The sequence below is a fragment of the Spirochaetia bacterium genome (genome assembly GCA_022482625.1).
Taxonomy (GTDB): domain Bacteria; phylum Spirochaetota; class Spirochaetia; order Sphaerochaetales; family Sphaerochaetaceae; genus Pleomorphochaeta.
Window position 1 is genome coordinate 507,312 of record JAKVOU010000001.1, and the last position, 24,079, is coordinate 531,390.

Consider the following 24,079-nt stretch of genomic DNA (forward strand, 5'->3'; position numbering starts at 1 on the left):
ATGAACATTAAGAATATAACCAAAGTTTCAGTAATAGCAGCCTGCGCTGTATCTGCACTGATGTTGACTGGTTGCGATTCTGATGCAACCGAGGGTATCTATGCCCAAATGCTGACAGCCCAGACTTCAGTTTCCTATACGACCAAGCAATTGACAGGATACATTTCTAACGGCACAGGGTCTTCCTTCCTATCATTGGAAGATACAGGAATTTACAAGGTAACAGAAGGTACTACAACCGATGCTGATACGCTCATTTCAACTCCGAATAATTCAGTAGTCAGAACAAAAATTATAAAGAGTGTGCATACCTTGGATAACGGTACCAAGCAACAGATAGCTTCAATTTACTCTCCAGAAGATGAAGGAATATTCGAATTATATTATATCCTTGGTAACAGTGGGGATATAGATGTAGAGGATGCGACGGCAGATAGTCGTCATGCAAAGCTTTATCGATACAGCAGCAGCTCCTCTTCTACTGATCCTTTGACAGCAGGTACTGCTTTGTCAAATCCTACTGACTATAACTATTATCCCCAGTATTTTACGGCAAACAATTATTTGGTAGGCCTCAAGAATACTACATATGAGACCGACAAAGAAGAGACAGAACAATATGTTACGGAAAAGACCTTGGCTTTGCTTGATGCTTCAACATTTGACTCAAGCGATACAGAAATCGGTTGGGATACAATCGATTCGGACAAATTGTTGCCAATAGATACGGATGGCGGTTACGGATTGTCCAGTGTTGTACCTGTACTTGATGCGACACAAGAGACTACATATGCCACGGACACACCTTTTGTTGTCACAATTGCTGATTCAAATACTGATGAACACTATTACTCATTCTACTTATACGATAGCACTTCAGGTTTCTCATCAGAGTTAAATTCTGAAGGTGGTGATGGTACTGACGACGCAATTGAATATGATCTCGTATCAGCAGCTGAGACTGGAGATGGCACAATAATCGGTGTATTGAAAAACGGCGATATGGTGTATATAAGTGATACTACCGTAAAGGAATTCGATCCTGGTGCCAACTATTCATTCACCTATGGCGGTCCGCGTCCTTCATTCCTAATTAATAATGATGATGAGGCTTACCTTATCATCATGGATACCAGCTCCGATATGATTGTCTATAAATTTTCAAGTAGCAGTGCACCTACTTCAAAAACTTCAAAAAGTGGAGTTTCAATTTCCTGCGTAACAAACGGGTATGCTTCCGATCTTTCCGGCACAGATGAAATCAGCTCATTCATTAAACTCGATACCAAGAAGTATGTGGTTGCCACTACCAGTTGCGGCTACTATACCATTACCTTCTCCGATGACCCGACTGACGGCGATGGAACCGGCTATGCATCAGTAGAAGGCATTGATTTCAGCGAATAACCTAGGCTTGTCTTTCCGTCCGATATTCTAATTGTACGGGAACAAAAAAGTTTTACTTCGGCATCGTTATGAGACACAAAGATGACAGGGCATGCAGCAGCAAGCAATGTTTCTTTCAGCTCGTCTGCAATGGCATCCTTCAGTTCTGTATCCAAAGCTGAAAAAGGTTCATCCAGAAGAATTACCTCAGGACTGGAAGCAAACAGCCTGGCAAGAGCTACGCGTTGCTGCTGTCCACCTGACAACTGCCTTGGATAACGCTTTTTCAATTGATCGATATGAAGCAGTTCCAGATAATGTTCCGCGGTCTCGGTTGCCCGAAGCTTCCACTGCTTGCTTGATTCGCCTTTGTCACGTGCGATACTGCACATAAGATTGCCCATGACAGTCATATGAGGAAAGAGCGCATAGGATTGGAACAGATAGCCTACCCGTCGGTCACGACAGGGAAGGTTTATTTCCTTCTTACTGTCGAACAGGACCTTATGCCCGATGGTCACATGACCTGCATCCGGTTTTACTATTCCCGCTATGCATTTGAGTGTCATGCTCTTTCCGCTTCCGGAAGGCCCAAGCAATCCCACGATCTCTCCATCATCTACCTGGATGCTGGAAGAAAGTACAAAAGGTATCTGCCCATCTGAAGACAGGCTCAGCTTGACCGCCACATCTAGGTTCATCCTTTCCTCCTGCTATTGAAATGAGTCGTCAGTGCCAATGAAATGCAGGAAATGCCTATGATGATGCCTACCCAGATCCATGCTTCAGTCATATCACCGGCAGCCGTGGCAAAATAGATTGCCATCGGCATCGTCTGTGTCCGTCCTGGGATGTTGCCTGCTACCATCAAGGTCGCACCGAATTCACCGAGGCTTCTGGCAAAACTAAGAGCCAGACCGGCAATCAACCCGGGCCAGGCTTCAGGAACCATCACCTTGATAAACAACTTCCACTCCGGCATGCCAAGCGTCCGACCAGCCCATAGCAGTTGATCATCTATCTGTTCAAAGGCGCCACGGGCAGAACGGTACATAAGCGGGAAGGAAACAACAGTCGCTGCAATGACAGTTGCTTTCCATGAAAAGATAATCTGCTGCCTTCCTGTCGAGGCAAGAAGTATCCCGATCGGTCCGTTCCGTCCGAACAGTACCAAGAGAAAGAATCCCAGCACCGTCGGAGGAAGTACCAATGGAAGAGTAAGCAACGTATCAACCAACGTTGCTTTCCTCCCCTGCATCCTATAGCATAACCTGGCGATGATAGGGCCGATGATGAACACAATTACACTTGAGAGTATTGCAGCTCTCAAAGAGATATACAGGGGAGAAAAATCAAACATGGTTACAGTACGGAGAAACCGTATTTTGCAAAGATCTTTGCAGCTTCGTCAGTGAAGAGGAAATCTTCATACGCCTTGGCTGCTTCGGGTGCCTTGCAATCCTTTGTCAATCCGACAGGATAGATGATCCGCTTATGGCTGTCCTGCGGGGCTACTGCACATACGACAACCTTCTTGCTCAGCTGTGCATCAGTAGAATAGACTACACCTGCATCGACATTGCCGGTCTCAACCCAAGAGAGCACTTCCCTGACATCCTTTGCCAGTACAAGCTTCCCTTTGAGGGCATCATCCAAGCCAAGGTTGGTAAATACCTGGGCAGCATACTGTCCGGCCGGCACTGATTTCGGATCTCCTATGCCGACTTTTTCGACCGAGGCAGCCTTCAAGTCATCAAAGCTTTTCAATTTTTTACCATTTTCAGGAACGATGAGCACGACATTGTTTTCAAGTATATGCTTGACCGTCGAATCATCCATCAGTTTTTTGTCCTGAAGGGCTGTCATCTGCTTGAGACCAGCAGAAAAGAACATATCAGCAGGTGCGCCCTGCTCAATCTGCTGCTGAAGTGCTCCTGAAGAGCCATAGTTGCAAGTAATGGTAACCTGTGGATTCTTTTCCATATAGGTAGATTTCAGCTCATTCATACAATCTGTCAGGCTTGCTGCGCAACTGACCAGCAATTCTGTCTTTTCTTCGGTTGCCCCTTGGGCAAAACCAGCTGTCAGACATACCAATCCCAACAGCATTCCGATGACACACATTTTTTTCTTCATGACAAGGACCTCTCTTTCCTTAGTATGGCTTTTGGCAAAGGGATATATGCTCCAAACTTCCGATAGTCTATTGCATCGTTCCTATTGCTGTATGCAAGCCATTATATTTTTATAAATATAATGGAAGTATAGACAAAGGCACCAGATATGTCAATAAAACAGAAAAACAAAAAAGAAAGACTCAAACACAGCCAATCAGTCTAATTTTTTAAAAATTCCAACAGGTTTTTCAAATCACGTTCCATAAGTTCATGTCCATGCTGATAGAACGCTGTCAGCACGTCAATGTCACGCTCCATCTGTCCCACAGGAGTCAGTTCAGGACGCATGACAAAGCATTTTCCCTCTTTTTCCATACTGTCAACAAATTCAATTTCTTCATTGTAGACCCGAGGACGGTCAAGAAGGCAATTCAATAGCTGTGGATAATCCTTAAGTTTTCTTTTCATCGCCTTGACTGTCAGCTTTGAATCAGGCTCTTTCCTGTAATCGGCTTGCCTTGTCAATATGACAATCGGCTTGCAATCCGGATATGCTTCCATGGCATGTGCAAGAGGAATAGAATCGCCTACACCTCCGTCCAAGTACGGTACACCGTCAATGACGACAGGATCACATATGACCGGCATACTGCAGGAAGCCTTGCAAAGAGCCATCGTGTCTTCCCCTTCTATGCTTTTCATCCTGTGATAAACAGCCTTCCCTGTCAGGCAATTGGTCATGACAACCTCCATTTCAATATCCGAATCTTGATAGGTCGCATAATCAAAGGGATGCAGGCGGTTCGGATATGCATCAAAAAGCATTTCCATATCCATCAGACCTTTCTTTGAAAACATACCGAGAGGATGGATGTATTGCTCTTTCTTGTCCGGTATGATCATGCAGTCCCGGGATCTGCCGATTTGTCTTGACACATAGTCAATGGCATTGCAGCTACCTGCGGAAACTCCGATAAGCTTTTGGATCCAGATATTCTGTTCCATGAGGTAATCAAGGACGCCGGCGGTGAATACCCCCCGCATCGAACCTCCCTCAAGAATCAAGATTGCGTCATATATGTCCATAATTACCCTCGTCTTTCGATACGATACCAAAAGAACCAAAAAATCAAAAGGGACAGAAAACCCTACTTGTCCCTGACAGCATAACAGATTCCATGGTTAAAAAAATTCTTGGAAATAAGCCAAAAGAAAACAAAAAAACCGCTGGAACAGCGGTTATGCACACTATAGAATCAAGTTCAATCGTAATCACCACGTACGCGATGCAGGATTTCCCTCACTTCGGAATCCTTGTACTGGCTGTCAATCTCTTCACTCGTCAACCCGATGAACTCATGGCAGTTGTAGTGGATCCATACTTCATCTTCAGGTTTTTCGATGACATGCTTGCGGCACCAGTAGTCCGGCTGGATAGGAAGCGGCGCCTTTTCCGGATGGGTAAATACCTTGTAGTCGAAGACAGCAATTTTCACATCTTCCCGGGGAATCCCTTTCCCCATTACAATTTCAGCCAGGGCATTCACCGTCTTTCCGGTATCGAAGATATCATCTATGATAAGGATCTTGTCACCGCTTCGCAGATGCTCGGGTGAATACGTCCAACCATCGACGATGACCTTGCTCTGGCTACGCAGATACCCATAGGAACGTGCCACAACGGCGGCATAGAATACAGGCCGACCTTTTTCTCTCAGTCGTACCATCTTGTAGTATTCGCTCATCACATTGGCCATGTAGGCTCCGCCCCTCAAGGATGCATAAATTACGTCAGGAATAAAACCATCCTCACGATACATCCTGTCGACAAGCTTGAGTGCACTGTCTCTGATGAAATCCGTCTGGACAAATTCCTTTGCCATTGGTGAACCTCCGCCTATATTTGTGTCAAGATTTCCACACCATCGCTCAATATGACGACCGTATGTTCAAAATGCGCTGCTGGCAGACCATCTGCAGTCCTTACCGTCCAGCCGTTGGGATCATCGTCGATGATATCAGCAGTACCGCGGTTTATCATCGGTTCGATTGCAATCACCATACCAGGACGAAGCCTTGGGTTTGGAGAAAGGATAGAAACGTAATTCGGGATTTCAGGAGGTTCATGGACATCAAGGCCTACCCCATGTCCGCAATATTCCCGCACCACACCGAAGCCATTCTTATCGGCATGGTCAAAGACAGCCTTTCCGATAGTATGGACACGTGCATTCCTTGTTCCTGCCGCCTCACAGCCAAGAGCAAGACATTCCTTGGTCACCTTGCATAGGCGTTCATCCTCGGGATCACCCTTTCCGCCAACGATAAATGTCCTGGCACTGTCAGAAAAATAGCCGTCAAGGTTGATTCCCAGGTCAATGGAAACAAGATCACCGTTCTTTATGATTTTCTTGTCGCTTGGTATGCCATGTATGATTTCATCATTGACGCTGATACAAGCAGTGGTCAGGAAATCCTCCAAAAAGCTTGAAGGCAGGTTTCCAGCCTCTGTTGGAAATATATTCATAGCAAAAATCGTCTATGAATTTTGTCGTCATACCTTCTTTCAGGTAACCATCACCCAGAATATCCAGCAATTTGCACAGCTCATGGCAACTTTTCCGGATACCCTTCAATCTGTTCCTTGTTCTTTATTGTTATCATTTGTTTTCCTTTGCATCAGACAATTTCTTCTGCATGGCATCCAAGATGCCATTTATGAACTTATAGGTCACATCAGTCGAGAATTCCTGTGAAAGTTTGACAGCCTCATCAATGATGATATGGGGATGTATGTCAGTTTTGAGAAATGAATAGACGCTCAATCTGAGAATATTCCGATCGACAATGTCAATCTTCTCAATCGGACGATTGATTGAAAATTCACTTATCAGCGCATCGATATGATCAAGCTCCTCAAGGGTGCCCCTCAGCATCAGGGAGGCAAAGACCTTTACCTCTTCCTCCAGCTCTGCATTTTCAGTCTCGTTGATACCTGCAAACGTATCAGGTATCTTGTCGACGGACAATTCATTGTTGAAATCCATTGCATATAGGGTCTGCAAAACCAGCTCACGCGCCCTGTGTCGTGTCTTCATTGATCTGTCGGCGGAATCAGTAATCCGCCATCCTCCTACGTGTAACGCGGCAGCATACTGCATTCCGCCTGGACTTATGAAAAGCCAATAGGAATCAATGCAACGGGGCTGCCACGCCTGAATCCGTTGTTGCTATCAGTCTTACCGCATAATTGTCAAACTTACAATAGCATCTGCAGAAAACAACAGGAGACTCGGTTGAGCCTCCCATTGCAATCATATGATATATGCCTAGACAAGCTTGGTAATCGTAGCTTGTTTTCTCAGGTCAGTAACCACATTGTTGATTGCCAGCTGGTAATTCTTCTGAGCCTGCTGCTGCTTGAGATAATTGGAAATATAATCACGGACCGTTGTCTTGCTGTCAGGATTTATCGGATCATCAATCTTCAGGAACTTGGCCTGTACATGGGAAAGTACCTTGATGATGTGATAGCCGCTTGTGGAAGTAATGACATCGGAAATCTTGCCGACATCAGTTTCCATGCATGCATTGAAGAACGTATCACCGAGAAGCTTCTTGATATTCTGGGTATCGTCCATCGTTACCCAGCCAATCTCTCCACCATTGTTGACGGAACCTTCATCCTTGCTGTACTGTGCAACGGCTTTTTCAAACGTAATGTCTCCGCTCTCAATCTCACCATGGAGCTTTTCCATCAGGGCCTTGTTATCGGCATCCTGCGTACTATCATCTTTGTCAAATGGAATGAATATCTGAGCGACTTTTGCACATTCAGGATTGACGAACTGAGTTGCATTCGACCTGTAGAATGACTTTATGTCATCATCGCTTACCGTAACGTTCGAATCCATCAGATCCGGTTGCTTTTTCTTGAGATACTGTCCCAATAGATACTGCTGGGCAAGTGTCGTCTTGAAATTGTCAACAGAACCGTACGCCGACACAACCTGTTTGTCAAAAGCTTCTTGCGTAAGTGTCACTCCGGACTGCTGCTTATATTGCTGGACAGCACTAGAGAACTGAGATGTATAGAGATTATCCTTCAACGAATCAGTAACTTCCAAACCTTCATGCTTTGCAGCAATGAGGACAAGCTGGTCATTTATCATAATGTCAAGGACGTTGCCCTGGGTAAACTGACTCGCGTCACCGCCATTCTGGCTGGCAGCAGCTTTGTAACTTGCTACCTTCTGATTGAGCTCAGTCATACCGATGGCAGTCTTTTCCCCATATAGGCTGATAAATGCAGCAGGCTGCCCGCTTCCTATAGCATCAGCAAATACCCCTGAAAGCGCAAAAACTCCCAGGACAAAGGAAAGCATACATTTCCTTACCAAACCATTCATCTTTAGCCTCCGATTACTTGGAATCAATATGCAACCGCTTGCCTACTGCAGCAGCTTCTTCATTTTTCTTAAGGATATCACTGTTCTTCAGGTACATGCCTTCACCCTCCATAGCCTTCATCAGCATCTGGAGGGTCTTGTTGGCTCTCATGCCAGGTTTCGTAACAAAACCCATGCACCTTTTACCGGACAGCTTGCCCGCGCGTGCCAGGAATTGGGAGACTTCAGGAGGAATGCTACCACCAAAGGCACCTGTAGCTTCAGTACCGACAATGATATAATCATAAAAAGAGACTATCTTTCTCTCCTCATGCTTCATATCCAATATATCAACCTGATGCCCTTGGCCATCAATGCCCTTGGCCATGGCATTGCAGAGCCCCTTCAGATGGGTATCATCTTTTCCCGCTGCAGCATATAAGATACAAACGCGCATGCCTACTCCTTAATACCTAAACACAACGACCGACCGCAGGACGATATAGCTGCGATCGGCCGTAAGCATACAATTTCATTGACGATGCAACATTACCTTATTTGGCGGAAGAATCAACCCACCAAGTCTGACTCTGCTGCACCTGCTGTGTCTCAACGGAATTGAGCAGGGTGTCCTTGGACGAGGTAGAATTCACCATAGCAATGCACAAGGCCACAATCATGAATGCCGCACCCAGAACAGCCGTCGCCTTAGTCACGACACTGCTTGTATGAGAACCGAAAGTTGACTGTGCAGAACTGCCGAAGGCACTCAAGCCATCACTCTCTTCATCCTGGATTGCAACGATAAAAATCACCAGAAAACCAATGATGATAAAAAGCACCAAAAGAATCGTACTAAACACACCCATATACTACCAACTCCATAACTTACTTGTCAAAGCAGACGATCGGAAGGAATTTTTCAAGTGAAAGGGAAGCACCGCCGACCAAAGCGCCATCGATGTTTTCCTTAGCCATCAGTTCCTTGACATTCGCAGCCTTCACTGAACCACCATACTGTATAATTGTCTCTTCTGCAACCGTTTTTCCAAAAAGTTTTTCGACAAGAGACCTGACAAAAGCATGTGCAGTGTCAGCATCTTCAGGTGTGGCAGTCTTTCCTGTACCGATAGCCCATACTGGTTCGTATGCCAGGGTAACCTTCTTCATCTGTTCAGCAGTCACACCCTTCAGACCTACTTCAATCTGACGGGTCAGCACTTCTTCCAGCTTACCGCCTTCTCTTTCATCAAGGGTTTCACCGATGCAGAGATCAACATCCATACCTTCCTGCAATGCAAGCAGCACTTTCCTGTTGATGAATTCATCACTCTCACCATAGATATGGCGTCTTTCACTATGTCCCAGGATAACAGCATTTACACCGATATCCTTCAGCATTTCCGGCGAAACTTCACCAGTAAATGCACCGGACACATGATCATTCATGTTCTGTGCAGATACAACAATGTCACTGCCCTTCAAGGCTTCCACGACACCCGGCAATGCCACGAAATTGGGAGCAACCATCACTTTTGCATTGCAACCCTTGGCAGCTTCAGCCAAAGCTTTTGCAAGCTTGACACCCTCACTCGGGGTCAGGTTCATCTTCCAGTTTCCTGCAATATATGGTCTTCTCATCTTCTTCTCCAAGGCTTTGATACCTGGCAATTCCTTGCCTTCCAAGAATTCAAGTGAAGCTCCGCCACCGGTAGAAACGTGGCTGATCTTTGAAGCCAAGCCGAACTTATTGATGGCTGCAACAGAATCGCCGCCGCCGACTACAGTCGTTCCCTTGCACTTTGCAAGTGCCTGGGCAACTTCAAGCGTTCCCTTTGAGAATGCTTCAAATTCAAATACACCCATAGGGCCGTTCCAGACAACGCTCTTTGCATCTTCCAAAGCTGCACAGATTTCCACAACCGTCTTCGGTCCGATATCCATGCCGATAAGGCCTTCCGGGATATCAGGGCTGTCAACACTGACAGGCTTTGCAGTTTCACTGAATTCAGCAGCACAGAGATGGTCGACAGGAAGTATGACTTTCACGCCCTTTTCACCGGCCTTCTCAAGGAAGCTTCTGGCAGTATCAAGATAATCACTCTCAAGCAAACTACCACCGATGGTATGTCCCTGTACCTTGAGGAACGTATATGCCATGCCGCCGCCGATGACGATGGTATCACAGGTCTTCACAAGGCTTTCAAGTACGGTAATCTTGCTGGAAACCTTGGAACCGCCGATGATGGCAACGAATGGCTTTTCAGGATTCGAAAGCAACGGAGCCATATATTTGACTTCCTTCTCAATAAGGAATCCTGCATAACTTGGCAGATAGTGTGCAACGCCTTCAGTTGAAGCATGGGCCCTATGTGCGGTGCCGAATGCATCATTTACATAGACATCCCCATAGGAAGCAAGTTTCTTTGCAAATTCAGGATCATCAGCCGTTTCCTGGCTATAGAACCTGACATTCTCAAGCATCATCACCTCACCCGGCTTAAGGGCTGCAACCATATCTTCCGTTGCTTTGCCCAATACATCCGGAGCCAGCTTGACATCCTTGCCCAGCAACTCGGAAAATCTCCTGCAGACAGGAGCAACGGAAAACTCAGGTTTCTTTTCTCCTTTCGGTCTGCCGAAATGGCACATGACGACAAGGGCTGCCCCATCATCAAGCAGATACTTGACGGTAGGCAATGCTGCCTTGATGCGGGTATCATCAGTGACTTCCCCATCCTTCACAGGACAATTGAAATCTACTCGGATCAAAACTTTCTTTCCGGAAAAAGAAGCATCTCTAATTGTATTCAATACCATGTCTTTACTCCTTTACTGACAAGGCCTGCCCCATTGGTAAGAGCAGGCCTGTTCCTCAGTTTCCAAGGGAAGTCGATTATTTGCCGATCTTGCGAGCCAAATCAACTACACGAGTGGAATAACCCATTTCGTTGTCGTACCAGCTCAGTACCTTGAAGAACTTGGGCCCCATCTTCATGGTCGAAAGTCCATCAACGATGGAAGAGTGGTTGTTGCCGACGATATCATGGGAAACAATCGGATCTTCAGTGTAAGCCAAGATGCCTTTCATCGGGCCTTCTTCAGAAGCCTTCTTGAAAGCTGCGTTCAGCTCTTCGACAGTGCAGTCCTTCTCGGTTTCGAAGGTAAGGTCTACGATTGACCCGGTAGGAGTAGGTACGCGCATTGCCAGACCGTTCATCTTGCCAGCAAGAGAAGGAATGACCTTGCCGATAGCCTTGGCAGCACCGGTGGTAGTCGGGATGATGGACACAGCGCCGGAACGTGCACGGCGGAGATCAGCCTTCGGCTGGTCAAGCATGACCTGGTCATTGGTATAGGAATGTACGGTCGTCATAAGGCCACGGACAATACCGAAGTTGTCAAGGATGACCTTTGAAATAGGAGCCAAGCAGTTGGTCGTGCATGATGCATTGGAGAAAGCAGTGTTCTTCAGATCAATTTCATTGTCATTTACGCCGCAGACGATGGTCTGGTCAATTTCATCTTTTGCAGGAACAGTGAGGATAACCTTCTTTGCACCAGCCTTGAGATGATCCTTGTAGCCACCGCGGGGACCTTCAGCAGTTCTGAAGACACCGGTGGATTCAATGACGACATCAACACCAAGCTTACCCCATGGCAGAACTTTCGGATCTCTTTCCTTGTAGATCGTAATCTTCTTGCCGTCTACGGAAATGTAATCTTCACCATAGGTGACGTCATGGTCGTATACACCATAGGTCGAATCATATTTGAGCAGATGAGCCAGAGTCTTCGGGTCGGTCAAATCATTGATACCGACAATTTCAATAGCAGGATCCTTGGAAGCAATCTTGAATACGTTGCGTCCAATTCTACCAAAACCGTTAATTGCAATCTTCATGGAAAAATCCTCCAGATTTATGGTTAGTTTTATGTTTTCACTATACTATCTCAGTAAAGAATGGTCAACGAATTGCACAGTTTTTATAGGAAAAACTTAAAGAAACACACAAAAACGATATTTCAAAAACTAAAGTGAACCAAATTTGATATTATCGGCTTTTTCCCAGTTATAATTCAAAACATATACCAGATATCACATAAACATTCATAAGGCAAAACAAAGTCGCCAACAGGATAAAACAGAAGAAAAGCTACCCCTTCTGCTGCTGGTCAGCAGCAGGCCTGAGCTGCAGTTTTATCTTGTTTATCTTATGCCCTTCGATATCTTCGACAGTAAAAACAGCCTGTCCGTCATCCACATGCTCACCCTTGAGAGGAATCCTTCCAAAAAGTTCGAAGACATAGCCTCCGATGGTTTCAAAGTCATCCTCATCGAGATTCAGATGGAAGCGTCCGTTGATTTCTTCAATATTGCATCGGGCATCAACTTGGTAAGTCGAAGCATCCAGCTGGATGATATCATCCTCTTCGTCTTCATCAAACTCATCCTGGATGTCTCCGACGATGACTTCGAGGATGTCCTCCATACAGACTATACCTGATACTCCGCCATATTCATCCACGGCGACGGCAATATGGACCTTTCTCTTCTTGAAATCCCGCAACAAGTCATCCAAATGTTTGCTATCAGGGACAAAATATGCAGGCCTCATGAGCTTTCTTACGTCAAAATGCTCTCTGATGCCCTTCTTGAGCAGGTCTTTTGAATACAGCACACCGATGATATCGTCGCTGCTTTCCCCAAAGACAGGATAACGCGAATATCCATGTTCACCGATGACCTCATAGAATTGGTCCAGGCTGATATCAGCACTTATGAACTCGACATCTATGCGAGGGACCATTACTTCCCTTACGGTCATGTCTTCAAGCGCACCTATGCCCTGAATCATCGTTTCACGTTCCTTGCGTTCTGCTTCCGACAATTCCGTTGGCATGCAACCTTTTCTACGTTTATGGAACAAGTCCAGCAATCCCACTGTCATTTACCTCCGAGATCAGCCAGGATACGTTCCTGAAGTTCGAGCATAGGCTCTTCAGCTCCATTGGTGGCATGATCATAGCCAAGAAGATGCAATGTACCATGGATAAGCAATCTTCGGATCTCCTGAGCAAACGGCACGGAAAACTCTTCGCTGTTTGTTTTGGCAACAGAAAGGCAAATAACCATATCTCCGAGTACGCGCAACCCGTCATCATCGCCGGACGGCCAGAAATCAGTTGCAGAACGTACATCGGACTGCACGAAGGAAAGTATGTCAGTGGGACCTTCCTTTCCTCGCCATTCCTTGTTCAGCGTCGCAATCGATGCCTCGCTGACAAAGGAAACAGACAGTTCAACACCATCGATCTTCTGATAGGCAAGTACCTGTTCTACCCATTGCCTGACCGACGGCTCATCAGCAACTTCCGCATAGGAAGGTTCTTCATATTCTACGTCAATGCTACAGTTCATACTTATGGCAATATGCCTTGCGTGCAGACTATGCAGCACAAAGTTGCCGGTTCCTCCTAGGAACGGTAGGTTTGCAAACCGTTCTTCTGATATCAGTTGTGACCCGAGGATTGTCTCTCAATCCCCATATGGGACAACGAAAAGCAATTCAATTATAAAAACGATAATGTAATTTGGAAAGATTGTCTATTTCCCTATGGAAAAATTCATTGAAAAACCCCATTTACCTACGATGATCGGCTTCATATTGTTCATCTCCCGGGTAGCTGATCCTCGTGTGATATTTGCCTACGAGGCTGTTTTCAAGGGATTTCTCGATTTCATCAAGTTCCGTAAGATCAAGATGAGAATCATTGAGCTGGTTATTCGACAATTTTCCCATGAAGATAGCATGAATCTTCCTATGAAGCTTTGTCGGTGTGGTATTCTTCAGGGATTTCGTAGCAGCCTCGACACTGTCTGCAAGCATAAGTATTGCACTTTCCTTTGAACTTGGCGGCTGAGCCGTATAATGATAATCTGCCGCAGCTACTTCCTCGCCGTTTTCATTGTTGCTGTTCATGGCTTCTTCATAAAAGTACTTGATCAAATCGTTGCCATGGTGTTCACCTATGACCTGTATCACCTCGGCAGGCAAGCCCGCATCACGACACTTTTCAACACCGAGCTTGACATGGCTTCTGATGATTGCTGCACTCATCTGCGGCTTCAGGTTGGTATGCTTGCTTATCTCCCCTTCCTGGTTTTCTGTAAAATAATCAGGATGGTCAAGCTTACCTACATCATGGTACAGAGCTGCGACCTTGCATAGTTCAGCATTGGCTCCGATTGCCAAAGCTGCATTGTAAGCGAGTTCGCTGACCGCAAGGCTATGGTTGTAGGTACCTTGGGCGGTCGCCTTCAGACGTTCCAGCAAAGGTGTATCCAATGATTCAAGCTCTTTCAGCCTGAATACCGTAGGCAAGTTCAAGGCACTGTCTACAAACGGCATCGTCAGCAGTACCAAGCTGAAACAGAATGTAAAGTTTACAAGACTTCCTAACAGGGAAATCGAAAGTTCCTGCAATGCGATGTCCTGAACGAAATAAAACAACACAGTCATAAGCAGATACCAGAGCACTGAAAGAAAGACACTGGCCATCTTTCCCCTGCGTGTGTTGAAGAGATTAGCCAGGAAAAGGACCCCCAAGGAGGCAATGCAGAGATAAAAGAACGTGAACCAGGTGCTTGACGGGAGAAAGAAGCAATAGAAAGCAAGTTGAATCGTAAAGAGGACTCCGTACCGCTTCATGTTCATTGTCTCCGAGATGAACAGGGTACCGAACACAACAGGGACAAAAGCTTCCCAATGAGCCACCCCGAACCTGCCGCACAGATACATGGCAAGCAATGTCGTCAATACTGCCATATCCATAAGAATCAGATATAGAATCCAGATGATGCTACGACGTCTGTTTGTCCCATCCATCAGCCAGTAGAATGCATAGCTGACAAGTGCTGCCAATATCAGAAAAAACAGCCGTCCGCCGATTTCATATCGGTCAAACGGTGCACTATGCAATTCAACCTCTGCCAACAGATCAATATCTTCCTGCGTCACCAAGGAATCCTTTACCAGAATCTGTTGCCCGCTTGAAATTACTTTTTCCACAGGTTTTACTGCATCGTATGCCTGCTGTCGTGCTATAATGGCCCTGCTTCCATCATAAAGCACATTAGGACGCATGGAAAGAGCAAGAATCTGAGAAAGCAACTGGGGATTCTCCACGCCTTCTGCGGTAAGGAAAGCCGCCAGATTTGCAGCATCCGTCAATTGGGATACCTCATATTCCTGTTCCTGTGAAACCATCTGCTTATAGGACAATCCAGACAGATTTCCACGGACTGCAATCTTCTTGTACCCTTCTTCTGACACTTTGGAAAGTTCCTTGCTGTCATAGTAACCTGAGTTCAGGATTTCCGTGCCGCATGACTGTAGGGAAACTGAAAGCTTTGTCCTGGCCTCCGGTGTCATTTCCACCAAAGCCGAAACGACTGCCACTGCCTGCTGTGCAGAGCCCTCGTCAAACAAGCGGGCAAGCTTCTTCTCGTCTACCGGCGACTGTTTCAATACCGATACCAATTCTTCCAAGTTTCCGACATTTTCCGTAGTTGCCGCAATGTCAAGATAAAAAGGAGGCAAGACTGCGGCAGCAGCAGCTTCACGAGCCTGCTGGGTAGCCTTCTCATCAATATAGCGGAACCCATTGCGGACATAGACATCACGAGGCGCAAGCTCCTTTACCTTAAGGGAATCCGAAGTCAGTCCGGTCCCGAGCACATTGCCGGAGAAACGCAAAGGAAGAACCATGACGGCAACAATAGGTAAAATTGAAAGCAAGACTATCCAAAAGGCTTGGGCAGCAGTCATTTCCCTGTCCTTCGGTATAAGTTCGCTGAAAATGTGTGAACTAGTTTTCATAGGTAACCTTGCTGTCCCTTTCATAGGCGTCGACGATACGTTGTACCAATCTGGACCGGACTACATCCTTCGTCCCAAGGCGTACGAAGCTGATCCCTTCGACCCCTTGGAGAATTCTTGAAGCATGGACCAGACCTGACTCGACCTTATAGGGCAAATCAACCTGAGAGATATCCCCTGTCACGACTGCTGAGGAATTGTCGCCGAGCCTGGTCAGGAACATCTTCATCTGTACCGGGGTGGTATTCTGGGCTTCATCAAGGATAATGACAGCGTTGTGAAGGCTCCTGCCACGCATATAGGCAAGCGGAGCAACCTCAATGGCTCCGTTTTCTTCCAACTTGTGAATCATGATAGGACTGAGCAACCACTCCATGGCATCATACAACGGCCTGACATACGGAGTAATCTTCTCATCCACGCCACCGGGAAGGAAGCCCAGGCTCTCGCCGGCTTCGACTACCGGCCGCGTAAGTATTATCTTCTGCCGGGTTCCCGAAAGTATCTGTGACAAGGCATATGCTACCGCAAGGAAAGTCTTTCCGGTTCCTGCAGGCCCGATTGCAAAGGTAAGACGGGCATGCTGCATGGAAAGGATAAGTTCTTTCTGATTCGGTGACTTCGGCGAAATGACCTTGTTGTTCTGTAGCTTGATAGCCACATCCTCGGGAGCATAGATATCTTCCTGCACCCTGCCAGCCGCTACGTCACCGACTGATACTTCGCCTGAGACTGCATTGAGCAGCATCTGCCATTCCATGAATATTTCGCTCTCGCCTAGATATTCCTTGCCATCAGTGCACAGCTGTTCCAAGTTGTCCATGAGCCGTCGAAACAAACCGACTTGATATTGGTCACCACAAGGAAGCAGCAACCGGTTACCCTGTGTCAGTATTTCAAGGCCAGTCAAAGCTTCCAGATAAGAGATATTGTGATCATTTGCACCACAGATCGTCCTCATTGCATCCAGGTTGTCAAACTCTATGCTCGTTCCCATGCGCCTTCCATCAGTCGCTGTCCAAAGTCCATTGTTGTTCATCGTTATCATAGGACAGTGTATTGTCTACCTTTAGTTCCGGTATTGTCTTCCATTGCAGATAAATGGAAAAAGTTGGAACCCATTGGTAGGTATAATCTGATAATACAACGCTTCCGGTGTATTTGCAATGGAGATTCCAGTCATCCATGTAATGGACCATTTCGATGCTGATATCTTCCATATTGAACTGCGTATTCTTGTTGCCGCCGCCAATGATATCAAAGGACCTCAGCAAATCCGCTGAAAGTGAAGCAAAGCTGAAGTTTCCATCATCGTCTTCATAGGCTTGGAATCCATAATTGGAGCTATCCAGCGAAATCTTCAAGTCAAGGAACTTTGCAATCGAATAGGTCGTATCGAGTGAGAATGTCATATATGATGAAGTGAAATCCGCAAAATCCCAATACAGCCTGAATGACATGCCTACCTTCCATTGGATACGCCCCTTCCATTGCCGTATCACAAGATCATCGAAGCTCAGCTTCTGGTCCAGATAGCTCAAGTCTACATCACCGTCATACGATGAAAGTGAAAGGCTGATATCATAGTAGCTACTGTCAAACGAAGTGATGATCGACGGGAAACAATTATGATAACCATCATCATATCCTTCAAAATCTACTTCCTGCGAAAGCTTGCCGACCCAAGGGAGCCTGATACTTAGCGAACTGGTAAGATCGAGCGGGTCAAGTAAGCTTTCATAGCCGCTGTCATATTCCAGGTCATACTCTGCGTCAGCCGTGAATGATACCCGTCCCATTTCAAAAGCAAGGTCATCATTGATGGCTGACGGATACAGTTCCCCTGAGGAACTGGATCGAGCAAAATCCATGCTGACGGTATTGGAGGTATCCAGATAGGAAAGCGTAAGGGAAGGTGACAGCTTCCAGTCAAGAGGCGGAAGCTGCAGGGCTATTGACGGGACAAAGGACAGTTCCCCTGCATTCCACGTATGCTTGAGCGAAATATAGTGCTTGGTAACGAAATCATCGGAAAAAGCAAAGGACTCAATGTCAAGCGACGGGTTGTCATTACCAGTACTGTCGCTACTATCATAGGAATATTCAGACTGGTAAAGCTTTGCATTGAAACCATAGGTAAAGCCCAGGGGATCTATGTATATCTTGTTGGTCGTCGTCAGCTTGAAAGTATTTTCTGCATCGTAGGATGAGGAAGAAGCATAGCTGTTCCGCTCATATATATTGCTGCCGTCTATGCTGCTGCTGACCGTAAGCAGATTGCTGAACTTGGCATCAAGGTCCAAGGAACCTTTGGCTTTATCATAACGGGTCGATTCTTCATCGCTGCTGTCAATCATATCGGTAGTGGTATCATAATACGTATCGGTCAGTTGATATCCCAAATCAATGCCACCAGCAGAGCTCACTGCTGCACTTGATGCAGAAGACTCATCAGCGGAAAGAGGCTTCCCCCATATCGAACTGTATGTACTGTCTTCTGCATTTGTCTGGGAAGTCGTCTGCTGAGCTGTTGCATTATCTACGTTATCGGGCGATTTGCTGCCGTCCTCACTTGATGTGCCATTTCCGTCGGTTGCCTTGCCTGCTTTTGCAGCATCAGGTGAAAAAGATATATTCAACAGCTCGCCTTTCATGCCTGCGGTCATCTTCGGCAAAGTCATTGAATAGAGATGATAGCCATATACAGAATCGACTTTCCTCCACTTCCATACCAGAGAGGAACTGAGGCTTGTAATATCCAGGCTCTGGATATACTGGCCGAACATATCGGTAGGGACCTGCAGGCTACCAGTCAAAGACCATGTATAGGAAGTAATGTCGGAAGAATAGGTTGTCGGAAAACTCAGGTCATAGTTCCACAGTGCATCTATGGAAAAGGAAGAAAGTCTGTTTGCATAGGCCTCCCTTACCTTAGGATCGGATAGTATCGGCATGGTCAGGTCCAGCTTCATCCATTTGGTCTTGACCTTCAACTCATTGGAAAAATCAAACCGCGCCACAGGATAATAGCTGTACGACGACTGCGCAAGCGTATCTCCGTCAGCTGCGAACCCTAGGAATCCTCTGGAAAAAAATGTAACTGCATTGTCAGGCAAGGCAAGCTGTGTTTCATATCCCAAGACTGCCGACCCATTATTGCTATCGCTGTTGCTATCATAGGTATGTTGATAGGCATCAAAAGTCAAAGCCAAGTAACTTGATGTTGCTTTCACCCATTTATCAAAATCAGAATCTTTACTGGAATTCCCTCGGTTTTTATAGATAGGCCCGGAGGGAACGGCATTGCTGGTATCAGTTTCGGATTGAAGAAGGCTTGAAAAACTGGTTCCCTCAGCGTCAGCAAAAGACGGATATGTTCCGAACAATACATATGTGGTATTGACGAAAAGACCTCGGTTGCTTTCCATGCCGACGGAAGGATGCCCTGTCATGGTTGCGCCTGGATAAAAGAAATACGGAAAGTACAACAGTGGTACCCGGCCTATCTTGATTGTGGCATCCTTGAGAAACATATCGCCATGCGGAAGGATGGCAATGGTATCGGCATGAATGGATGAATAGGAGGTCTCGGGATCAGTAGTGATTATGCCATCTTTCATGATCATGGAATCGCTTGACCTGTCATAGTTCAGCAAGGAAGACGTCGCCGTGAAGGTGACCTGATCACCATTGCTGTTTTTTCTATCCGTTGTCACCGTGCCGCCGCTGACCGTCAGATTACTGTTTGACCAGTCAAGGACAACGATCGATCCTCCTATCTGCTGGATTGCTTCCTGTACCGCAGAATCATCCTTGTCACTGAAGGAAACCTGTCCGAGAGCAGACAGACGCGTATGTTTCAGATCCACGATCATCCTGGCTGCTGAAAGTACCCTCTCCCCTTTTTCGTTTGCAAGAGAAAAACTTACCTGGACATTTCCTGAAAGAAAGACCAATGACTCATTTCCCCCTAGCTTCTCCATTGAATCGGCATGAAGGATAGTAAGCGTATAGTTACCTTTGGTTGCAGCAGAAGCCTGTCCAGATGCCTCGGCTTCCTTATCAGCAGGTCCGGCAGCAGCGGAAGCAGGTTGCATACCTGTATTTGTACTAACAGCAGTGCTGTTGGTGTTGCTGTCATTGATTCCCATTGCAGCCTGCAGTCTGTCCCTCAGTTCCTGTTCCGTCCCATCAGTCGGCAATCCACGTACCGCACAGAGCAATTCGAGCTCATCTGCCCCAGCCTCATCCAAGGCAATTGACTGCAGATCAAGCTGACTGCCCCATACGGGGAAGCATGCTGCTGAAAGGAAAAAACAGAACAGGAAGAGGATTTTTCTCACCGGGCAGCCCTCACTTTATTCCCATCTTAGCCAAATACTGGCCAGTATATGAAGCCTTGCAACGGGCAACTTCCTCAGGGGTGCCACTGGCAACGACAAACCCGCCTGCATCACCACCCTCAGGACCGAGGTCAATCAGATAATCGGCACATTTCACTACATCAAGGTTATGTTCAATGAGTACGACAGTATTTCCTTTTTCTACCAGACGTTCAAGGACTTCGACAAGTTGCTTTATATCGGCAAAATGCAGGCCTGTCGTCGGCTCATCAAGGAAATAGAGAGTCTTTCCGGTACCGACCTTGGACAATTCCAAGCTCAGCTTGACCCGCTGTGCTTCTCCTCCGCTCAAAGTCAATGCACTCTGCCCTAGCTTCAGATAACCTAGGCCGACAGACTGCAGGGTCGTCAATTTACGGGAAATCGAAGGAAAGGCAGAAAAGAAATTACTGGCTTCGTTGACAGTCATTTCAAGGACATCATGGATATTCTTTCCCTTATAATGTACTGACAGCGTTTCCTGGTTATACCGTTTTCCATGGCAGACATCACATTTGACATAGACATCCGGCAAAAAGTTCATTTCAATCTTGATCGTACCATCCCCTTTGCAGTTCTCACATCTGCCACCTGGGACATTGAAACTGAACCTACCGCTTTTGTACCCTCGCGCCTTTGATTCAGGCAAAGAGGCAAACAAATCCCTGATCGGCGTAAAAGCTCCGACGTAAGTAGCAGGATTGCTCCTTGGTGTCCTACCTATCGGGGTCTGGTCGATGTTGATCATCTTATCAATGTCTTCGACGCCACTCAAAGCCGTATAACCATCGTACGACAGTTCTTTTTTCTCCAAGCTGGCCTTTATCGCAGGAAGCAGCACTTCTTCAAGCAAGGTTGATTTACCGGAACCAGATACACCGGTAATGACGACGAGTTTGCCCAATGGAAGTGTTATATCGATGTTCTTGAGATTATTCTTGCTTGCCCCCTTCAATACAATCTTCTTGCCAGAACCCTTTCTCCGTTCCTTGGGAATAGGAATTGAAAGTTCCCCGGAAAGGAAGCGTCCCGTCAGGGATGCCGGATTCTTTTCAATTTCTTCAGGGGTACCCTGTGCAGTGATATAGCCTCCATGTACGCCGGCACCAGGTCCAAGATCGACTACATAATCACTTTCCCTTATCGTCGTTTCATCATGTTCAACGACAATGAGGGTATTGCCGATATCACGCAACTTCTTCAATGTCCTGATCAGCCGGTCATTGTCCCGTTGATGGAGCCCTATGGACGGTTCGTCCAACACGTACATGACTCCTGTAAGGGCAGAACCTATCTGCGTTGCCAGACGTATGCGTTGGGCCTCTCCTCCGCTAAGTGTTCCACTGGTACGGTCCAATGTCAGATAAGTAAGGCCAACATCCTGCAGGAAACCGAGCCTCGAACCGATTTCCACCAGCAACTGGCGGGCAATTTCCTGCTTGACAGGGGGAAAATCAAGATTTTTAAAAAAATCAATGCTCTGGGTAACCGTCATGGCTGTTACATCCATGATGGTCTTTCCTCCTACAGTAACGGCAAGCGCTTCAGGTCTCAACCGTTTTCCATGGCAGACAGGACAGGACTGACTGGTCTTGAAAGACTCATACCATAGCCACATCTGATGGGAAGCACTCTGTTTCTGCCGTCTGTCCAATTCGTTGACAATACCCTCAAACGGCCTTACTTTCATCATGCCAGCCTGGTGTGCATCCTTTTCATAATACATGGGAAGAGGTTTCGCATACCCATAGAGTATGGCATTGATTACTTCATCGGGCAAATCCTTGAACGGAGTATCCAATGAAAAGCCCATTGCTGCTGACAAAGCTTCAAAGGATGCCCTGTTCCATGAAGCTTGCGGATTATGGGTTTTTATCGCATGCTGGTTAAAACTGAGATTCCAGTCAGGAATAAGCAGATGTACATCAAAATGAGCTACAAATCCCAGCCCATGGCATTCAGGGCAGGCTCCGTAAGGGTTGTTGAAGGAAAAAAGACGAGGCTCCGGTACCGGAAGGGAAATCCCACAGTGAGGGCAACTGTTGTTTTCACTATAGATATGTTCCTTTTCATCGAAACCACCTTCCGGCCCTGGCAGAAAAGGCTGTCACTTTTACCAGGCCTCCTGCGGTTTCGATGGCTGTTTCAAGGGAATCAGCCAATCTGCTTCGCGCCTGTACATCAAGCACCAATCGGTCTACGATGATATCGATATCATGCTTGTACTTCTTGTCGAGCTTTATATCCTCATCCAACAGACGGATCTGGCCGTCGACTTTGGCACGTTGGAAACCTGCGGCCTTGGCATCACTGAATACTTTCTTGAACTCACCTTTCTTTCCCATTGCAACCGGGGCGCTTATCATAAGACGGGTTCCTTGAGGAACCGTTGCAATGGCATCTATGATCTGGTCAATGCTCATATCAGAAATTTCTCTGCCACATTTCGGGCAGTGAGGAGTCCCGGTACGGGCCCAGAGCAACCGATAGTAGTCATAGATTTCCGTAACAGTCCCCACGGTAGACCTAGGATTGTTGTTTGTTGATTTCTGTTCTATGGAAATGGCAGGAGAAAGTCCCTCCATGTAATCAACCTCAGGCTTGTCCAACCGCCCCAAGTACTGCCGTGCATAGGCACTGAGAGATTCAACATAACGGCGCTGCCCTTCGGCAAAGATGGTATCAAAAGCCAGGCTGCTCTTGCCTGAACCGGACAAGCCACTGATGACAATCAGCTTGTCCTTATCCAGCGTAAGATCAATATTCTTCAGGTTATGGACCCTAGCTCCCTTGATGATCAATTTCTTATCTTGCATCAGCTGCTATTGCCTCCAGCAATACGTTCTTCGCATCCTTCTTGTCCACTTCCTGGTATAATGCACCATGCTTGTACAAAAACACTTTCCGACCTATCCCTGTTATGGCAAAGTCTGCATGGGATGCTTCTCCGGGGCCATTGACTTGGCACCCCATGATAGCAACGGAAATATCCTTTTCAATCTTCAGCAGATCAGGTTCGACGGAAGCAAGGAATCCCTGGGAATCAAAAGTATGGCGTCCGCAACGGGGGCAGCTTATGATTCGCACGCCTTTATGTCGGAGGCCCAATGTCCGCAGTATCTCCACGCCTGCATAGACTTCATCTTCCAAGGAACCGGTAATGGAAATACGCATCGTATTGCCTATCCCCTTCTTCAGCAGATTGCCCAATACCCATGTGGAACGAGCCACGCTTGAAACCACGGAACCTGCTTCAGTCACACCCAGGTGCAGGGGGTATCCGCTCTGTGATGCAAAGGATTCGTTGGCAATCCTTGTGATTTCCAGATCCGTGGACTTGAGTGACACTACCGTATTATAGAAACCGAACTGTTCGAAGAGAGAAAGATAGGAAAGTGCAGAATCGACCATCAGCTTGGCCTGCCCTACAGGCTCTTCACTTTTGGGCAATGACCCGGAATTCAGGCCTATCCTGATTGCAGCGCCATGGTCTGCAGCACTTCTGACAATTTCCTCCACCTTCCATCTCGCCCCGATATTGCCGGGATTGATCCTGACCTTGCAAAACCCGCAATCCAATGCGGCAAGTGCCATCTTGTAATCAAAATGGATGTCCGCAACAAGTGGCATCGGGCTTTTTTTGCAAAGGTAGACAAAGGCATCCCTATCATCATCACTGGGGTAGGAAAATCGCATGATATCGCATCCCATGGCCTTCAAGGAAACCATCCTCCGCAGAAGTTCATCCAAATTCTCCCTGTCATGCGGAACCGGCGAATCATACATGGTCTGGATACTGACAGGATATCCTTCCCCTATGGAAATCCCACCTACATGGGCGTTATGCTTATTCATCATGATGCTCCTGAATCAACGTATAATCGTTTTTGATGATACCTTAATGCTCCAGGCTTGAACAGGCC

19 protein-coding genes and 1 pseudogene are annotated in these 24,079 nt (G+C 46.7%); 1 reads left to right on the plus strand and 19 read right to left on the minus strand.

The window, feature by feature from the left end; genetic code table 11:
* On the plus strand, nucleotides 1–1,407 hold the full coding sequence (locus LKE40_02300) for a hypothetical protein (GenBank protein ID MCH3916311.1): 1,407 nt from the start codon (nucleotides 1–3) through the stop codon (nucleotides 1,405–1,407).
* Here LKE40_02300 and LKE40_02305 read toward each other — a convergent pair.
* From LKE40_02305 to ispG, 19 genes and pseudogenes are all read right to left on the minus strand, one after another.
* Nucleotides 1,371–2,087, minus strand: coding sequence for an ATP-binding cassette domain-containing protein (locus LKE40_02305; GenBank protein MCH3916312.1), 717 nt, complete (start codon nucleotides 2,085–2,087; stop codon nucleotides 1,371–1,373). The genes LKE40_02300 and LKE40_02305 overlap by 37 nt on opposite strands.
* On the minus strand, nucleotides 2,084–2,746 hold the full coding sequence (gene modB / locus LKE40_02310) for a molybdate ABC transporter permease subunit (GenBank protein MCH3916313.1): 663 nt from the start codon (nucleotides 2,744–2,746) through the stop codon (nucleotides 2,084–2,086). Before modB ends, LKE40_02305 begins: the two co-directional genes overlap by 4 nt.
* Before the next feature lie 2 nt (nucleotides 2,747–2,748).
* Nucleotides 2,749–3,522 (minus strand): molybdate ABC transporter substrate-binding protein, encoded by a 774-nt coding sequence (modA, locus tag LKE40_02315; protein MCH3916314.1) that lies wholly within the window; start codon nucleotides 3,520–3,522, stop codon nucleotides 2,749–2,751.
* 200 nt (nucleotides 3,523–3,722) lie between these two features.
* Nucleotides 3,723–4,589: a patatin family protein gene (locus LKE40_02320; protein ID MCH3916315.1), complete on the minus strand. Its 867-nt coding sequence runs from the start codon at nucleotides 4,587–4,589 to the stop codon at nucleotides 3,723–3,725.
* 176 nt (nucleotides 4,590–4,765) lie between these two features.
* Nucleotides 4,766–5,386, minus strand: a complete 621-nt coding sequence (locus LKE40_02325; protein MCH3916316.1) for a phosphoribosyltransferase — start codon at nucleotides 5,384–5,386, stop codon at nucleotides 4,766–4,768.
* Between the two features lie 14 nt (nucleotides 5,387–5,400).
* A complete protein-coding gene (gene map, locus LKE40_02330) occupies nucleotides 5,401–6,030 on the minus strand; it encodes a type I methionyl aminopeptidase (GenBank protein MCH3916317.1) in 630 nt (209 codons plus the stop codon).
* Between the two features lie 133 nt (nucleotides 6,031–6,163).
* Entirely contained in the window at nucleotides 6,164–6,601 is a 438-nt protein-coding gene (gene nusB, locus LKE40_02335; protein MCH3916318.1) for a transcription antitermination factor NusB, read from the minus strand.
* Nucleotides 6,602–6,832: 231 nt separating this feature from the next.
* Complete coding sequence (locus LKE40_02340; protein MCH3916319.1) at nucleotides 6,833–7,912, minus strand: peptidylprolyl isomerase; 1,080 nt, start codon at nucleotides 7,910–7,912, stop codon at nucleotides 6,833–6,835.
* Between the two features lie 13 nt (nucleotides 7,913–7,925).
* Nucleotides 7,926–8,348 carry a hypothetical protein gene (locus LKE40_02345; protein MCH3916320.1) on the minus strand — a complete coding sequence of 141 codons (423 nt, stop codon included), beginning with the start codon at nucleotides 8,346–8,348 and terminating at the stop codon, nucleotides 7,926–7,928.
* Between the two features lie 97 nt (nucleotides 8,349–8,445).
* Entirely contained in the window at nucleotides 8,446–8,760 is a 315-nt protein-coding gene (gene secG, locus LKE40_02350) for a preprotein translocase subunit SecG (GenBank protein ID MCH3916321.1), read from the minus strand.
* Between the two features lie 19 nt (nucleotides 8,761–8,779).
* Nucleotides 8,780–10,711: a triose-phosphate isomerase gene (gene tpiA, locus LKE40_02355; GenBank protein ID MCH3916322.1), complete on the minus strand. Its 1,932-nt coding sequence runs from the start codon at nucleotides 10,709–10,711 to the stop codon at nucleotides 8,780–8,782.
* A gap of 76 nt (nucleotides 10,712–10,787) precedes the next feature.
* Nucleotides 10,788–11,795 (minus strand): type I glyceraldehyde-3-phosphate dehydrogenase, encoded by a 1,008-nt coding sequence (gap, locus tag LKE40_02360; GenBank protein MCH3916323.1) that lies wholly within the window; start codon nucleotides 11,793–11,795, stop codon nucleotides 10,788–10,790.
* Between the two features lie 253 nt (nucleotides 11,796–12,048).
* Entirely contained in the window at nucleotides 12,049–12,795 is a 747-nt protein-coding gene (locus tag LKE40_02365) for a hemolysin family protein (protein ID MCH3916324.1), read from the minus strand.
* Between the two features lie 44 nt (nucleotides 12,796–12,839).
* On the minus strand, nucleotides 12,840–13,313 hold the full coding sequence (gene ybeY / locus LKE40_02370; GenBank protein ID MCH3916325.1) for an rRNA maturation RNase YbeY: 474 nt from the start codon (nucleotides 13,311–13,313) through the stop codon (nucleotides 12,840–12,842).
* Between the two features lie 223 nt (nucleotides 13,314–13,536).
* Entirely contained in the window at nucleotides 13,537–15,774 is a 2,238-nt protein-coding gene (locus LKE40_02375; GenBank protein ID MCH3916326.1) for an HDIG domain-containing protein, read from the minus strand.
* Complete coding sequence (locus tag LKE40_02380; GenBank protein MCH3916327.1) at nucleotides 15,764–16,822, minus strand: PhoH family protein; 1,059 nt, start codon at nucleotides 16,820–16,822, stop codon at nucleotides 15,764–15,766. Before LKE40_02380 ends, LKE40_02375 begins: the two co-directional genes overlap by 11 nt.
* On the minus strand, nucleotides 16,782–20,117 hold the full coding sequence (locus LKE40_02385; GenBank protein ID MCH3916328.1) for a hypothetical protein: 3,336 nt from the start codon (nucleotides 20,115–20,117) through the stop codon (nucleotides 16,782–16,784). The genes LKE40_02380 and LKE40_02385 overlap by 41 nt, the downstream gene beginning before the upstream one ends.
* Before the next feature lie 10 nt (nucleotides 20,118–20,127).
* Nucleotides 20,128–22,972 (minus strand): annotated as a pseudogene (gene uvrA / locus LKE40_02390) (excinuclease ABC subunit UvrA).
* On the minus strand, nucleotides 22,962–24,011 hold the full coding sequence (gene ispG / locus LKE40_02395) for a (E)-4-hydroxy-3-methylbut-2-enyl-diphosphate synthase (GenBank protein MCH3916329.1): 1,050 nt from the start codon (nucleotides 24,009–24,011) through the stop codon (nucleotides 22,962–22,964). The pseudogene uvrA and the gene ispG overlap by 11 nt, the downstream one beginning before the upstream one ends.
* Nucleotides 24,012–24,079: the final 68 nt, after the last annotated feature.

What these genes read in the sequence shown, in the direction of transcription:
- LKE40_02300 (MCH3916311.1), top strand. Translation starts at nt 1, where the DNA reads ATGAACATTAAGAATATAACCAAAGTTTCAGTAATAGCAGCCTGCGCT.
- LKE40_02305 (MCH3916312.1), bottom strand. Translation starts at nt 2,087, where the DNA reads ATGAACCTAGATGTGGCGGTCAAGCTGAGCCTGTCTTCAGATGGGCAG.
- modB (MCH3916313.1), bottom strand. Translation starts at nt 2,746, where the DNA reads ATGTTTGATTTTTCTCCCCTGTATATCTCTTTGAGAGCTGCAATACTC.
- modA (MCH3916314.1), bottom strand. Translation starts at nt 3,522, where the DNA reads ATGAAGAAAAAAATGTGTGTCATCGGAATGCTGTTGGGATTGGTATGT.
- LKE40_02320 (MCH3916315.1), bottom strand. Translation starts at nt 4,589, where the DNA reads ATGGACATATATGACGCAATCTTGATTCTTGAGGGAGGTTCGATGCGG.
- LKE40_02325 (MCH3916316.1), bottom strand. Translation starts at nt 5,386, where the DNA reads ATGGCAAAGGAATTTGTCCAGACGGATTTCATCAGAGACAGTGCACTC.
- map (MCH3916317.1), bottom strand. Translation starts at nt 6,030, where the DNA reads ATGAATATATTTCCAACAGAGGCTGGAAACCTGCCTTCAAGCTTTTTG.
- nusB (MCH3916318.1), bottom strand. Translation starts at nt 6,601, where the DNA reads ATGAAGACACGACACAGGGCGCGTGAGCTGGTTTTGCAGACCCTATAT.
- LKE40_02340 (MCH3916319.1), bottom strand. Translation starts at nt 7,912, where the DNA reads ATGAATGGTTTGGTAAGGAAATGTATGCTTTCCTTTGTCCTGGGAGTT.
- LKE40_02345 (MCH3916320.1), bottom strand. Translation starts at nt 8,348, where the DNA reads ATGCGCGTTTGTATCTTATATGCTGCAGCGGGAAAAGATGATACCCAT.
- secG (MCH3916321.1), bottom strand. Translation starts at nt 8,760, where the DNA reads ATGGGTGTGTTTAGTACGATTCTTTTGGTGCTTTTTATCATCATTGGT.
- tpiA (MCH3916322.1), bottom strand. Translation starts at nt 10,711, where the DNA reads ATGGTATTGAATACAATTAGAGATGCTTCTTTTTCCGGAAAGAAAGTT.
- gap (MCH3916323.1), bottom strand. Translation starts at nt 11,795, where the DNA reads ATGAAGATTGCAATTAACGGTTTTGGTAGAATTGGACGCAACGTATTC.
- LKE40_02365 (MCH3916324.1), bottom strand. Translation starts at nt 12,795, where the DNA reads ATGCCAACGGAATTGTCGGAAGCAGAACGCAAGGAACGTGAAACGATG.
- ybeY (MCH3916325.1), bottom strand. Translation starts at nt 13,313, where the DNA reads ATGAACTGTAGCATTGACGTAGAATATGAAGAACCTTCCTATGCGGAA.
- LKE40_02375 (MCH3916326.1), bottom strand. Translation starts at nt 15,774, where the DNA reads ATGAAAACTAGTTCACACATTTTCAGCGAACTTATACCGAAGGACAGG.
- LKE40_02380 (MCH3916327.1), bottom strand. Translation starts at nt 16,822, where the DNA reads ATGATAACGATGAACAACAATGGACTTTGGACAGCGACTGATGGAAGG.
- ispG (MCH3916329.1), bottom strand. Translation starts at nt 24,011, where the DNA reads ATGAATAAGCATAACGCCCATGTAGGTGGGATTTCCATAGGGGAAGGA.